The 14291-nt window shown below is 43.3% G+C and carries 11 protein-coding genes; 9 read left to right on the plus strand and 2 right to left on the minus strand.

The annotated features are described in order from the left end of the window. Positions 1–262: 262 nt before the first annotated feature. Together ERX37_RS01375 and rnhC are read right to left on the minus strand one after the other, a co-directional pair. A complete protein-coding gene (locus ERX37_RS01375; RefSeq protein WP_133428855.1) occupies positions 263–2521 on the minus strand; it encodes an ATP-binding cassette domain-containing protein in 2259 nt (752 codons plus the stop codon). A gap of 132 nt (positions 2522–2653) precedes the next feature. Beyond that, positions 2654–3562 carry a ribonuclease HIII gene (gene rnhC / locus ERX37_RS01380; RefSeq protein ID WP_133428856.1) on the minus strand — a complete coding sequence of 303 codons (909 nt, stop codon included), beginning with the start codon at positions 3560–3562 and terminating at the stop codon, positions 2654–2656. A 94-nt stretch (positions 3563–3656) separates the two neighbouring features. Here rnhC and zapA point away from each other — a divergent pair, with 94 nt between their 5' ends. From zapA to sdhB, 9 genes are all read left to right on the plus strand, one after another. Then, entirely contained in the window at positions 3657–3923 is a 267-nt protein-coding gene (zapA, locus tag ERX37_RS01385; RefSeq protein WP_133428857.1) for a cell division protein ZapA, read from the plus strand. Further along, positions 3916–4461, plus strand: a complete 546-nt coding sequence (locus ERX37_RS01390) for a CvpA family protein (RefSeq protein WP_133428858.1) — start codon at positions 3916–3918, stop codon at positions 4459–4461. Before zapA ends, ERX37_RS01390 begins: the two co-directional genes overlap by 8 nt. A 50-nt stretch (positions 4462–4511) precedes the next feature. Then, positions 4512–6215 carry a DNA polymerase/3'-5' exonuclease PolX gene (gene polX, locus ERX37_RS01395; RefSeq protein WP_133428859.1) on the plus strand — a complete coding sequence of 568 codons (1704 nt, stop codon included), beginning with the start codon at positions 4512–4514 and terminating at the stop codon, positions 6213–6215. After that, positions 6216–8555 carry an endonuclease MutS2 gene (locus ERX37_RS01400; RefSeq protein ID WP_133428860.1) on the plus strand — a complete coding sequence of 780 codons (2340 nt, stop codon included), beginning with the start codon at positions 6216–6218 and terminating at the stop codon, positions 8553–8555. A gap of 178 nt (positions 8556–8733) precedes the next feature. Beyond that, on the plus strand, positions 8734–9048 hold the full coding sequence (gene trxA, locus ERX37_RS01405) for a thioredoxin (RefSeq protein ID WP_133428861.1): 315 nt from the start codon (positions 8734–8736) through the stop codon (positions 9046–9048). A 54-nt stretch (positions 9049–9102) separates the two neighbouring features. Beyond that, positions 9103–10902, plus strand: coding sequence for an excinuclease ABC subunit UvrC (uvrC, locus tag ERX37_RS01410; RefSeq protein WP_133428862.1), 1800 nt, complete (start codon positions 9103–9105; stop codon positions 10900–10902). Between the two features lie 190 nt (positions 10903–11092). After that, entirely contained in the window at positions 11093–11707 is a 615-nt protein-coding gene (locus ERX37_RS01415) for a succinate dehydrogenase cytochrome b558 subunit (protein WP_133428863.1), read from the plus strand. Positions 11708–11725: 18 nt separating this feature from the next. Further along, positions 11726–13492: a succinate dehydrogenase flavoprotein subunit gene (gene sdhA, locus ERX37_RS01420; protein ID WP_133428864.1), complete on the plus strand. Its 1767-nt coding sequence runs from the start codon at positions 11726–11728 to the stop codon at positions 13490–13492. Beyond that, positions 13492–14256 (plus strand): succinate dehydrogenase iron-sulfur subunit, encoded by a 765-nt coding sequence (gene sdhB, locus ERX37_RS01425; protein WP_133428865.1) that lies wholly within the window; start codon positions 13492–13494, stop codon positions 14254–14256. The genes sdhA and sdhB overlap by 1 nt, the downstream gene beginning before the upstream one ends. The last annotated feature ends 35 nt before the right edge of the window (positions 14257–14291 follow it).

A 14291-nucleotide genomic window follows, 5' to 3' on the forward strand; every position in this document is an offset into this window, starting at 1 on the left:
ATGTGATCGGAATAAAAGTGAAAACTCGTGCCGACATGACGCGGAAAAGGGGTTTGAGCGTCACGTGACTGGAGTAAATGTGAAAACTCGTGCTGACATGACGTGGAAAAGAGATTTGAGCGTCATGTGAGGGAGGAATACAAGGAGACACATAAAATTCTATGGTCAAGCAAACGCAGTTTCCTTGGCGATTCATCGTCCATTTCCACAAAAATCAAAACAGAACGTCAAGCAAATACAGTTTGCTTGACGTTCCGTTTCTTCATTCTTCATTAGTATAATTTTTCAGATGCTGAGCTGTATAACTTTCTTTCACATCAAGAAGTCCTTTCGGATGTCCGCTATAAAGAAGCTGTCCTCCATTTTGTCCTGCTTCAGGTCCGATATCAATCATCCAGTCTGCTTCTGTCATCATCGTCAGGTTATGTTCAATTAAAATGACGGTATTACCTCCATCTACGAGCTCATTGAACAATGTGACGGGGACGTGGATATCTTCTTCATGAAGGCCTGTTGTCGGTTCATCGAAGATAAAAATCTGACCAGTGACCCGTTCGATCAAAAATTTACTGAGTTTCACGCGCTGTACTTCACCGCCTGATAATGTATCGAGTGATTGTCCGAGTGTCATATAGCCAAGGCCTGTTGACTGCAATGATTTCAGTGTACTTGTAATCAGGTCATGGGTTTCAAAATAATCCGCACCTTCATCCACCGTCATTCTCAGCACGTCAGCAATAGAATAGCCGTCGACTGCTGCCTCCAGCACTTCTGGTTTATAGCGCGTGCCGTTACAGACTTCACAGATTTGTGTAAAGTCTGCCATATAGGCCAGTTCAGTCTTCAGTACACCTTTCCCTTTACAGTTAGGGCAGGCGCCATCTGAATTGTAGCTGAACAGACTTTTTCTTAGGCCCGTCTCCTTACTGAAAAAGACTCTGACATCATCAAAAATACCGGTATAAGTCAGCAGATTGGAACGACTTGAGGCATGAACCGGTTTCTGATCGATGAATATTACATTCTTTTTATGCTTAAAGCCTGTCTTAATCAATGTACTTTTACCTGAACCTGCGACACCTGTCACTGCTGTTATCACATGCTTCGGAATATCGACAGAGACATCCTTCAGATTATTTTTAGTGATGTGCTGAAGTGAGATAAAATCCTCTGCAGTTCTGGGCACTTTCAACTGATGGTGCTGTCTTAAAGCATGTCCAGTTGCAGTGTCTGACTCGAGCAGTTCGGCATAGCTGCCTTCGAAAGTGACGTTGCCTCCATTTTTACCGGCACCTGGACCGATATCAATGATATGATCAGCCGTCTTGATGATATCCGGATCATGTTCGACGACGAGTACTGTATTGCCTTTATCACGAATTGACTGGATGATCTCATTGATGTTCTTAATATCTTCGGGATGTAGTCCGACACTTGGTTCATCAATGATATAAACCAGGTCCGTCAGCGGGCTGTTTAAATGACGGATTAGCTTGATGCGCTGTGATTCACCGCCTGATAATGTGGGTGTTTCACGGCCCAGCGTCAGATAACCGAGTCCGATTGAAATCAGGGACTGGAGCTGTTCACGCAATGGCTTGATGATATAGGCTGCCTTGTCATCGTGAATATCATCTAGAAACTGAATGGCTTCGTGGATAGTCATATTCGTAAAATCAGCGATATCAAGCCCGTTAATCTTGACACTGAGAATACGCTGACTTAGCCGCTTACCCTGACAGGTCGGACATGGCATCTCAGTGACGACGCGATTGACCTCATCAAGCCATCGCTTTTTCTCAAACCCATCATTAATCAGAAAATTACGTCGGAAACGAGGAATCACACCTTCAAATTTCGCCGTTCTCGGCCATTTCTCAGGCGCATCCTTCAAACGCTTCGGTTCTGTATACAGCAGTATATCCATTTCTTCTTTTGTATAATCTTTTAGTTTTTTGTCATTATCAAAAAAACCAGAGTACGTATAGCGTTTACCTCGCCAGTGTCCCGGACCGAATGTCGGGAAATTAATAGCGTGTTCATTCAGAGATTTATCGTAATCGAGCAGTTCATCCACATCGATATCTTCAACATAACCGAGACCCTGACATGTCTCGCACATGCCCGCTGGATTGTTGAATGAAAATTCATTGGAGTAGGCGACAAACGGCTGCCCGACACGCGACCATAGGAGCCGGACAGCAGAATAGATATCAGAAATGGTGCCGACAGTAGAACGTGAGTTACCACCGAGACGTTTCTGGCTGATGACCATCGACACAGGCAGATTCTGAATCACATCTACGTCAGGTTTTGCGTATTGTGTCAGCTGATACTGAATATAGGAAGAGTAGGTTTCATTCAGCAGACGCTCTGATTCTGCTGCGATCGTACTGAAGACAAGGGATGATTTACCTGAACCAGATCGTCCGGTAAAAACTGTGAGTTTATTTTTGGGAATCTCAATATTGATATTTTTAAGGTTGTTCTGACGAGCCCCTTTAATAATGATGTGATTCATAGAGAAAATCCTTTCATCTGAAATGATTGTGACCGCAGTCACTTTACTTTCTTCTCTTCCCTATTTCCTTCGAGATATACCACAGCAGATAGGCAATAATGCCAAGTCCTGCGCCTAAATAAACAGGTTCCATTAAGATCGCTTCCTTTCAATCAGGTTGAGTGCTTTTGCTCTATTTTTAAAATCTTTTTTAGTGATACTGTCGAGGTAATCGAGTGATTTGCGTTCAATGATTTTTGCAGCCTGTAGATCCACTTTTGCACCTGCCCCTTTATAAATATCAAGGCCTGTCTCTTTCTCGATCCAGTCCATCCGTTTGATGAACGCATAGCGGGCGATAATAGAGCTTGCTGCAATGGCGATAGATTTAGATTCACCTTTTGTCTCGAAGCGTGTTCTTTCGCGTTCCGGTATAGGAGTCAGTGCATAATTTTCATATACCCCCTGGACCGCAAACTGATCGATAACAATATAGTCAGGTCTGTCTTCAATCTTTTCAAGCACATTGATAATCGCCTGATTATGCAGTACGGCCTTCATTTTAACCTGGCTCCATCCACGCATTTTCTGCTGATTATATTTGGGGTTATCGAGCACGAGCAGGGAATGGGGGATAATCGGTATAATCTGTTCTGCTAATTCAATGATTTTAGGATCCTTTAAACTTTTTGAATCCATGACGCCGAGTATTTTCAGAATTTCTGCATTCTTTTTTGAGACGTAGCTGGCAACAACAGTCATCGGACCGAAGTAATCGCCTGACCCTGCCTCATCTGAACCGATACAGCTGTACTGGTCATAGGCGAGGGCGATGGACTTCTTCCTGTCAGCAGGCGCTGTAGCTCCCAGCAGTTCCGCTGCCAGCGACTCAGCCTCCTTACCTTGTATCATCACTTTATTTGATTTGTAGACGGAAAGGGTATGTCCCTTTATTTTAGCTCGTGCTATCATGCCAGCAGGTAAATCCGTTTTGGCATGACTTATTTTTTTAAGTAAATTTTCTATTTCTGTTTTTTCCATGATTTTTACAACTGTACTCACAGCAAATCCCTCATTATAAGCGTATTTTTATTGTCTATTCCTTATAAAAAATGGTAACATATATATTAAATGACGCACAGTGGAGTGAAATCGTATGAGTGAATTTAAAAATAGAATTACTGTCTCTATCTATGATCAGCATTATACGATTGTCGGACAAGATGAACCGAGTCACATCCGCTATGTGGCAGGACTGGTCGATGAACGACTTCGTGAAATTTCACGCTACAACTCAGGTCTAGATACTTCAAGAAAAGCAGTTCTGACAGCGGTCAACATTATGGATGACTATGTCAAGCTGAAAGAAGATTATGAACGCTTATTACATCAATTAGAAGCAGAAGGACAAAAACATGATTGATATTATATTATTATTCTTTTTATTATTAGGTTCTATCATCGGACTAAGAAGAGGGTTTATTCTTCAGTCCATGCATTTAATCGGCACCATCGGCGCACTAGTGATTGCGCGACTGTTTTATCAGCCGCTTGCCGATAAACTACAGCTGATTGTACCTTACCCTTCAGTAGCTGAAACATCTAAAGTGCTGATCAACTGGCAGGATGCAGAACATGCATTTTATAACATTATCAGCTTTATCTTTCTGTTTATGGCCAGTAAAGTGCTGCTGCAGATGGTGGCGACCGTCTTTGATTACATTGCACAGCTGCCGTTACTTAAACAGTTAAACAAAAGTCTGGGTACATTACTTGGTTTTATTGAAAGCTATCTTGTACTCTTCATCGTCTTTTTCTTTATAGCGATGATTCCGGCGCCTGTCATTCAGGGCCGCATTCAATCGAGTCATCTTGCACGGATGATTATTGAATATACCCCTATATTGAGCAATCGTGCCATCGACTGGTTTCAGCACATTGCCTTTATTCATATTTTTTAGAGCATAAGTCATAGGCATAAGTCTATGGCTTTTATTTTGGAGGTCAGGACATGACAAAAAAAGATTATATCAAGTTACTTGAAACAATCGGACTTTATCTGGAGTTAAAAGGAGAGAACACATTTAAGGTTTCTGCGTATCGTAAAGCGGCGGCTGCACTTGAACAATCTCAAGTGCCGATTGAGGAACTGACAGATTTCACGGTTTTACCTGGTATCGGTAAAGGCGTATCAGAAGTTCTTGATGAATTCAGAGCAACAGGTTCATCCAGCCTGCTGGATGAATTAAAAGAAGCGGTGCCTGAAGGTCATATCCAGATGCTGAAAATCCGGAATCTCGGTGCCAAGAAAATCGTTAAACTGCATAAAGAACTGAATATCACAACGATTGATGAACTAAAAGCAGCATGTGAAACTCATCAGGTAAGTACGCTTGCGGGCTTTGGTAAGAAGAGTGAAGAAACCATTCTGCAAGGCATTACGGACCTTGAAACAAAGAAAGACAATATTACGATTAATGAAGCAGTCCGTCTGACAGGTTTTATCAATCAGGCACTGGAAGCATGTCAGCATGTGAAGTCCTTCGCAGTGGCTGGCAGTCACCGTCGTATGAAGGAAGTCAGTAAAGACCTGGATTATATCGTGATGACAGACGATGCGGCCGCTGCAGCACGTGAAATTGAAGGGTTCGATTTCATAGAGCATGTTGAAGTGAGCGGCACGGAAAAAGTCTCTGTCTACATTAAAATTGAGGACTTGGAGACGGGCGTCGACTTCCGTTTTACAGATGATAAAGGTTTCGCGCAGATGCTTAACCATTTCACTGGCAGCAAGGAACACAATGTTAAGATGCGTCAGCTGGCGAAGGCACGAGATGAAAAGGTTAATGAATATGGCATCACATTAGCCGACGGAACACTTAAGCAGTATGCAACAGAGGAAGAAATCTACCAGCACTATGGTCTGCCTTTTATTCCGCCTGCGATGCGCGATGATGTGACTGCATTTGAGGTGGAACAGTCTCAAATCGTCACGCTGTCAGATATTCGTGGTGATCTGCATATGCACACGACAGCGAGTGATGGTGCCTATGAGCTCGAGGAGATGATCGAAGCCTGCATTCAAAAAGGCTATGACTATATGGTCATTACGGATCACTCCAGAAGTCTGCGTGTCGCAAATGGACTGTCAGTAGAGCGTTTACTGGAACAGAGCGATAAAATTAAATCATTAAATGCAGCTTACAGTGAAATTGATATATACAGCGGTGTTGAAATGGATATACTACCTGATGGCACGCTTGATTATGAGGATGATGTACTGAAGGAGCTGGACTATGTGATTGCAGCGATTCACCAGTCATTCACTCAGTCGGAGGAAGTGACGATGCAAAGGCTGGTCAATGCATGTCATAATCCTTATGTCCGACAGATCGCGCATCCGACAGGACGGTTAATCGGACGCCGCTCAGGGTATGCGGTTAATATGGACCAACTGATTCAAGTTGCAGCAGAAACGGGCACTGTGCTGGAAATCAATGCTAATCCCATGCGGCTGGACCTGAATGCTGAAGTCCTGAGGCAGCATCCAGCTATTAAACTTGCAATTAATACAGATGCCCATCATATTCAGCATCTTGAATTTATGAAGTACGGCGTCGGCACCGCAATCAAAGGTCACGTGAAGCGTGAACAGGTGCTGAACAGCCTGAGTCGCCAGGATTTCCGCGACTGGCTTAAGAAAGGGAAGAATTGAATGAATAACAAAGCATTAAATATACTGGAATACACACAAATAAGGGATCAGGTCAGTGAATACAGTCAAAATCCAGTCAGTGCTGCATTGATTCGTGCACTTGAACCGAAGTCGGATATTGAGTGGATTCAAGCAGAACTCGCTAAACTGGACGAGGCACGTGTCATCCACATGCAGGCGAGTGAACCGGGGATGAGTACGCTATCTGAAGTAAAACCTCTGACGAAACGTGCGAGCATCGGGTCAATGCTGAGTGTGCCTGAGCTCAACCGCATTAAAAATAATATTCGCGTGACAAACCGCTATAAAACTTATGTGCTTAATATGACGGAAGATGGAGATGTCAGTTTGCCGCTTCTGCGGTCACGCTTTCTGTCATTACCTGTACTCTCTCATATCAGTGATGAAATCGACGAGAAATGTGATGAGACGACACTCTACGATAATGCCTCCTCTGCACTATATGATATTCGTCAGCAGAAGAAGACCATCAATCGCCGCATAAAGGATAAACTGGATAGTATTGTCCGTTCGAGTGCCAATCAGAAAAAACTGTCCGATGCTATTGTGACGATACGTAATGACCGGCAGGTTATTCCGGTGCGCAGTGAATATAAGCAGGATTTTCCTGGTATTGTGCACGATACCTCTGCATCAGGACAGACTTTCTATATTGAGCCGAACAGCATAGTAGAGCTGAGTGGTCAGCTGAATACAATCAGTGCCCGTGAAAATGAGGAAGTCAGTCGTATTCTCTACGAACTATCCGCACATGTTGCCGAAGTTCAGCATGATATTGACTGGGTCACAACAGTGATGGGAGAGCTGGACTTTCAGCTCGCTAAAGCGAAATATGGACATTCTATTAATGGTGTCATTGCAGAGATAGCAGATGAACGCACGATTGAACTGCCGTTAGCATGGCATCCTCTTCTGGATAAAGAGACGGTCGTCAAAAACTCCATTATATTCGGTGATGATATCGATGCCGTCATTATTACAGGACCTAATACAGGGGGGAAGACGGTCACACTTAAAACAGTGGGCTTACTTATTGCGATGAACCAGTCCGGTATGATGATTCCGGCAGGTGTAGGTTCAAGGCTCAGCATCTTTAAAGAGGTATTCTGTGATATCGGTGATGAGCAATCCATTGAACAGTCATTATCAACGTTCTCAAGTCATATGACGAATATTGTCTCTATTCTGAAATCAATGGATGAACAGAGCCTGGTTCTATTTGATGAACTGGGAGCAGGAACTGATCCTTCTGAAGGAGCGGCACTTGCGATGAGTATTCTCGACCGCTGTCTGGAGGCTAATGTGATGACCATGGCCACCACTCATTACCCTGAACTGAAGGCGTACAGTTATAATCGTGAAGGTGTTATGAATGCCAGTGTAGAGTTTGATGTTCAGACACTCAGTCCGACATATAAGCTGCTGATGGGTGTACCCGGTAAAAGTAATGCATTCGAAATATCCAAGAAGCTTGGACTCGATCTCTCCATCATTAAGAATGCCCGCCAGCTGATTCATATGGATAATATTGAAATCAATGATATGATCTCAGCACTGGAGAAGAATACGAGACAGGCTGAAAATGACCGTGTAGAAATGGCGCGTCTTAAGAAAGAAGCGGCTGAGCTGCATCAGGAACTGGCAGAGCAGTTTGAATCTTATCAGCAGATGAAGTCGACGCTGATTGAAAATGCGAAAGCCAATGCCAACGATATTGTCGCAAAAGCAGAGAAAGATGCAGATGCTATTATCAAGGATCTGAAAAATCTGCGCAGTGAACATCAGACCATTAAAGAAAATGAACTGATTGACCAGAAAGGTAAGTTCAAGGACCTCTATAATGAAGGCACTCTTAAAAAACAGGCGAAGCAGCAGGAAGCTGAGAAAATCGAAGCAGGAGATAATGTCAAAGTGCTGTCGTATGGGCAAAAAGGGGTTATCTTGTCAGTTGATAAAGACGAAGCAGTCGTGCAGATGGGTATCATCAAGATGAAATTACCGCTCACAGACTTTAAAAAAGAGAAACCTGAAAAAGAAAAACAGATTCGTGTAGTGCCACGTGCCAATCGCCAGACTATTAAAATGGAACTGGATTTACGAGGAGAACGTTACGAGGATGCATTGCAGCGTCTCGAAAACTATCTTGACCAGGCGATTCTTAGCAACTATAATCAAGTGACTATTATCCATGGTAAAGGGACAGGTGCACTGCAAAAAGGTGTACAAAGTTATCTGAAGCGTGCCAAAGGTGTCGCTTCTTACAGAGGTGGAATGCCATCTGAAGGCGGCTTCGGTGTCACAGTCGTTGAACTGAAATAGGAGGACATTATGTGGAATTTTGATATGTACAAGCTGGCTGCAGTACTCATTGTCTTCTCGATTATTATGCTGCTTGCTGGGATAGGTTATCTCCTGTTCTTCTAGTGAGCAAACAAAATGACGAAGTCGTGCGGCCATGATATAATTTTGAAAAATAGTATTTAAGGAGGAAATCAACATGGCATTAATTACAGCAACTGATGCAAATTTTGAAGAAAATATTAAAGAAGGCGTTACTTTAGTGGATTTCTGGGCACCTTGGTGTGGACCTTGTAAAATGATCGCCCCTGTATTAGAAGACTTAGCTGGAGACGTTGATGGTAAAGCGGACATCGTAAAAGTAAACGTGGACGACAACCAGGCGACAGCTGCTAAATTCGAAGTAATGAGTATCCCGACTTTAATCGTCTTTAAAGATGGTCAAGCAGTGGATAAAGTAGTTGGTTTCCAACCAAAAGAACAATTACAATCAGTTCTTGAAAAACATTTCTAAATTGAACTTGAAAAAAGAGCCTCGGCTCTTTTTTTTTGGAATAGTGGTGATTAAATGGAAGATTATCAATTAAATATTAAACATAAACTGGCTGTTTTACCGATGGAACCTGGCTGCTATCTGATGAAAGACAGACAGAATGAAATTATTTATGTCGGTAAAGCTAAAAATTTAAGAAATCGGGTACGTTCATACTTTACAGGGGCGCATGATGAGAAGACGACTCGACTGGTCGGTGAAATAAGGGATTTTGAATTTATCGTAACCAGTACAGAAATTGAATCGCTGCTGCTCGAGCTGACGCTGATTAAAAAACATTATCCGCGTTACAACATTATGCTGAAAGATGATAAGAGTTACCCGTATATTAAAATTACAAAAGAGAAGCATCCGAGGCTCTTTGTCACGCGCCAGGTCAAGAAGAATACCGGTAAATATTTTGGTCCTTATCCTAATGCCTATGCGGCTCAGGAAACGAAGAAACTGCTGGATCGCATCATTCCGTTCAGAAAATGCAATAAGATGCCTGATAGACTCTGCCTGTATTACCATATCGGGCAATGTCTAGGTCCGTGTGTCTATGATGTCGAGGAACGAGAATATCAGGAGATGATTCAGACGGTCAGTCAGTTCCTGAGCGGAGAAGATACAACGATTGTCGAAGACCTGAAGGCGAAGATGTCAGCAGCGAGTGAGGCACTGAACTTTGAACAGGCGAAGGAATATCGTGACCTGATCAGTCATGTGGAGTCGCTGATGTTCAAACAGAAGATGATGACGGCAGATATGACGGTGCGAGATATTTTCGGTTATAGCGTCGACAAAGGCTGGATGTGCGTACAAGTTTTCTTTATCAGACAAGGTAACCTGATTGAACGTAATGTATCCATGGTTCCGCTGATGGAAGACCCGAAAGATGCATTCTATACGTTCATCGGTCAGTTTTATCAGCTGGACCAGCACCTTCTGCCTGGAGAAGTTCATGTGCAGGCAGGTCTGGATGTTGAAGTGATCAAGTCAGTGGTCGATACAAAGGTTGTTCAGCCGCTCAGAGGAAAGAAGAAGGAAATGGTCGAACTTGCGAAGAAGAATGCGGATATTGCGCTCTCCAATAAATTTGAGATTATTAAGCGTGATGAATCACGAACGATTCACGCCATCGAAGAACTGGGGACGGCGATGGGTATTCCGACGCCCATTCGTATTGATGCCTTTGATAACTCCAATATACAAGGGGTAGATCCGGTTTCTGCTATGATTTCCTTCATTGACGGTAAACCGAGCAAAAAAGATTATCGCAAATATAAAATCAAAACAGTCGTAGGACCTGATGACTATAAATCAATGGCTGAAGTAGTGAGAAGACGTTATACTCGTGTCTTGAGAGAAGAGCTGCCACTGCCAGATCTGATCATCATTGACGGGGGCAAGGGACATATGAATATTGTGACCAGTGTGCTGCAGAATGAGCTGGGACTGGATATCCCGGTTGCCGGCCTGAAGAAAAATGCCAAGCACCAGACGGCAGAGCTGTTATACGGAGATGATGCAGATATCATCCCGCTCGATAAAAAAGGACAGGCATTCTATCTGCTGCAGCGAATCCAGGATGAGGTCCATCGCTTTGCGATCACTTTCCATCGTCAGACGAGACAGAAAACGGGCCTTCAGTCACAGCTGGATACGATTCCTGGCATTGGTCCGAAGCGTAAACAGCAGCTGATCAGACATTTTGGTTCAACTAAACGGATCAAGGAAGCACGAAAAGAAGAATTGACGGCACTCGGTATCCCGAAAGGAACAGCCGATCTGATACTTGAAACATTGAATAGTCCTGAAGAAAAACAGTCCTGACCGGGCTGTTTTTTAACATTTAATGAGAATTATTCTCATGAACATATGACAAATTAATAATGTTACAATAGCCCTATAACTTTTTTCACAATCTTAATGGACTAAATGTAATCGGTTTCTTGATTTGCCTGATGTTTAGGCGTACAATAGTTTGTGATGATTTACAAGAAAATATTAAGGGGGACTTCGCTTGGCGAATTCAGAACAATCATTTGCATTACGCAGGCTTCATTCTTTACTTGGTGTCTTACCGATTGGTGTCTTTTTAGTTCAGCATTTATTCATCAATCATTTTGCAATTTACGGGGAGGAAAGTTTCAATAAGGCCTCAGATTTCATGGGTGGACTGCCACTGAAATTAGTGCTTGAAACGGTTATTATCTATATCCCGATTCTGTTCCATGCGATTTACGGTATTTATATTGCATTTACAGCCAAAAATAATATCGGACATTATTCAACGTTCCGTAACTGGATGTTCCTGTTGCAACGCGTAACAGGTGTCTTCACTTTCCTATTTGTTGCGGTCCATGTCTGGCAGACGCGTGTGCAAGTTGCACTGACTGGCGCTCATGTTAACTATGACATGATGCACCAAATACTGTCTAATCCATTATTTATCATCTTCTATGTATTAGGTATTTTGAGCACAGTCTTCCACTTCGCGAATGGTTTATGGTCATTTGCTGTGACGTGGGGTATCACACAAAATGAAAAGTCTCAGCGTATCATGAGCTACGTTTCAATGATCATCTTTGTTCTGATTTCTGGTTTAGGTTTAATGGCATTATTCGCATTTATTTAATTTAGGGGAGTGGCATATATGGCAAACAGTAAGGTTATTGTGGTCGGCGGCGGTTTAGCCGGCCTTATGGCAACCATTAAAGCAGCTGAGCACCACACAAGCGTAGAATTATTTTCTTTAGTACCCGTTAAACGTTCACATTCTGTGTGCGCGCAAGGTGGGATTAATGGAGCTGTCAATACGAAAGGGGAAGGGGATTCACCGTGGATTCACTTCGATGATACAGTGTATGGCGGGGATTTCCTTGCCAATCAACCACCTGTTAAAGCGATGACTGAGGCAGCACCAAGTATTATCCATCTGCTTGACCGTATGGGTGTCATGTTCAACCGTACACCGGAAGGCTTACTTGATTTCCGTCGTTTCGGTGGGACATTACATCACCGTACTGCATTTGCAGGAGCAACAACAGGTCAGCAGTTATTATACGCACTTGATGAACAAGTCCGTCGTCACGAAGTAGACGGCTTAGTGACAAAATACGAAGGCTGGGAGTTCCTGGGCATCGTTAAAGATGATGAAGGTGTTTGCCGCGGTATTGTGGCTCAGAATTTAGTTTCATCTGAGATTCGTTCTTTTGCAGCGGATGCGGTTATTATGGCGACAGGCGGTCCGGGGATCATCTTCGGTAAATCAACAAACTCAATGATCAATACGGGTTCAGCCGCTTCAATCGTATACCAGCAAGGCGCGACTTATGCAAATGGTGAATTTATTCAGATTCACCCGACTGCTATTCCTGGTGATGACAAGTTACGTCTGATGAGTGAATCTGCTCGTGGTGAAGGTGGCCGTGTCTGGACTTATAAAGACGGTAAGCCGTGGTATTTCCTAGAGGAGAAATATCCGGATTACGGTAACCTTGTACCTCGTGATATCGCGACGCGTGAAATCTTTGATGTCTGTGTGAACCAGAAGCTGGGTATTAATGGTGAGAACATGGTCTATCTTGACTTAAGTCACAAAGATCCGCATGAACTGGATGTTAAACTTGGCGGCATCATCGAAATCTATGAGAAGTTCACAGGTGATGATCCACGTAAAGTACCGATGAAAATATTTCCGGCTGTTCACTATTCAATGGGCGGCATCTGGGTAGACTATGATCAGATGACGACTATTCCGGGTCTCTTCGCTGCAGGTGAATGTGATTATTCACAGCACGGCGGTAACCGACTCGGTGCCAATTCCCTGTTGTCTGCTATTTACGGGGGAATGGTTGCTGGACCGAATGCCATCAAATATATCAAGGAACTGGAAACATCTCACGAAGATGTAGCTGAAGAAATCTTTACACGTAAAGTGGAAGAAGAGCAGCGTCGTTTCGAGGCACTGATCAATATGCGTGGCAGTGAAAATGCCTACAAACTGCATAAGGAACTTGGAGAAATTATGACAGCGAATGTAACGGTAGTACGTCATAATGACAAGTTGATTGAGACGGATAAGAAAATCGTCGAACTGATGCAACGTTATCAGGATATTGATATGGAAGATACAGCGACATGGAGCAACCAGGCAGTGTTCTTTACACGTCAGTTATGGAATATGCTTGTCCTGGCTCGTGTGATGACGATTGGTGCTTACAACCGTAATGAATCACGTGGTGCGCACTATAAACCTGAATTCCCGAAACGTAATGACGAAGAATGGCTGAAAACAACAATGGCGACATTCGATGGGGCAATGAATCCACCGATTTTCAATTATGCAGATGTTGATGTCAGCCTGATTCCACCGCGTGTACGTGACTACTCTAAATCAGCAAAAGGGGGTAAACATTAATGGCAGAAAAGACAATCGAACTGGTCATCAGACGTCAGGTCAATCCTGAGTCTGCACCGTATGATGAGACATTCATCATCCCTTACCGTCCGAATATGAATGTTATCGCAGCCCTGATGGAGATTCAGCGTAATCCAGTCAACGCTAAAGGTGAAAAGACAACACCTGTCACTTGGGACATGAACTGTCTTGAAGAAGTATGTGGTGCCTGCTCAATGGTCATCAATGGCAAAGCGCGACAATCATGTTCAGCAATCATCGATACTCTGGAGCAGCCGATTAAACTTGAACCGATGGCTACATTCCCTGTGATGCGTGATTTACAAGTCGACCGTTCTAAAATGTTCGACAACTTGAAACGTGTTAAAGCATGGGTACCTATTGATGGTACATACGACCTTGGACCAGGTCCACGTATGCCTGAGAAACAGCGTCAGACCGCTTATGAATTATCAAAATGTATGACTTGCGGTGTCTGTCTTGAAGTTTGTCCGAACGTCAATAAGAATTCAAACTTCATGGGTGCACAGCCGATTTCCCAAGTCCGCCTGTTCAATCTTCATCCGACAGGAAAGATGAATAAAGATGAACGTCTTCATGCACTGATGGGTGACGGTGGTCTTGCAGAATGTGGGAACTCACAGAACTGTGTTAAAGCATGTCCAAAAGGTATTCCGCTTACAACAAGTATTGCAGCAATGAACCGTCAGACGAACTTCCAGTTATTTAAATCATTCTTTGGCTCAGATTATCAGGTCAATTAATACTTGAGACAGGTGAGAATTCTCGCCTGTCTCTT

Origin of the sequence: Macrococcus hajekii (assembly GCF_004359505.1) — a bacterium.
Classification (GTDB): domain Bacteria; phylum Bacillota; class Bacilli; order Staphylococcales; family Staphylococcaceae; genus Macrococcus; species Macrococcus hajekii.

Excerpts from the sequence above, each read along its gene's own strand:
- uvrC (WP_133428862.1), top strand. The coding sequence starts at position 9,103 with ATGGAAGATTATCAATTAAATATTAAACATAAACTGGCTGTTTTACCG.
- polX (WP_133428859.1), top strand. The coding sequence starts at position 4,512 with ATGACAAAAAAAGATTATATCAAGTTACTTGAAACAATCGGACTTTAT.
- zapA (WP_133428857.1), top strand. The coding sequence starts at position 3,657 with ATGAGTGAATTTAAAAATAGAATTACTGTCTCTATCTATGATCAGCAT.
- trxA (WP_133428861.1), top strand. The coding sequence starts at position 8,734 with ATGGCATTAATTACAGCAACTGATGCAAATTTTGAAGAAAATATTAAA.
- sdhA (WP_133428864.1), top strand. The coding sequence starts at position 11,726 with ATGGCAAACAGTAAGGTTATTGTGGTCGGCGGCGGTTTAGCCGGCCTT.
- ERX37_RS01390 (WP_133428858.1), top strand. The coding sequence starts at position 3,916 with ATGATTGATATTATATTATTATTCTTTTTATTATTAGGTTCTATCATC.
- sdhB (WP_133428865.1), top strand. The coding sequence starts at position 13,492 with ATGGCAGAAAAGACAATCGAACTGGTCATCAGACGTCAGGTCAATCCT.
- ERX37_RS01375 (WP_133428855.1), bottom strand. The coding sequence starts at position 2,521 with ATGAATCACATCATTATTAAAGGGGCTCGTCAGAACAACCTTAAAAAT.
- ERX37_RS01400 (WP_133428860.1), top strand. The coding sequence starts at position 6,216 with ATGAATAACAAAGCATTAAATATACTGGAATACACACAAATAAGGGAT.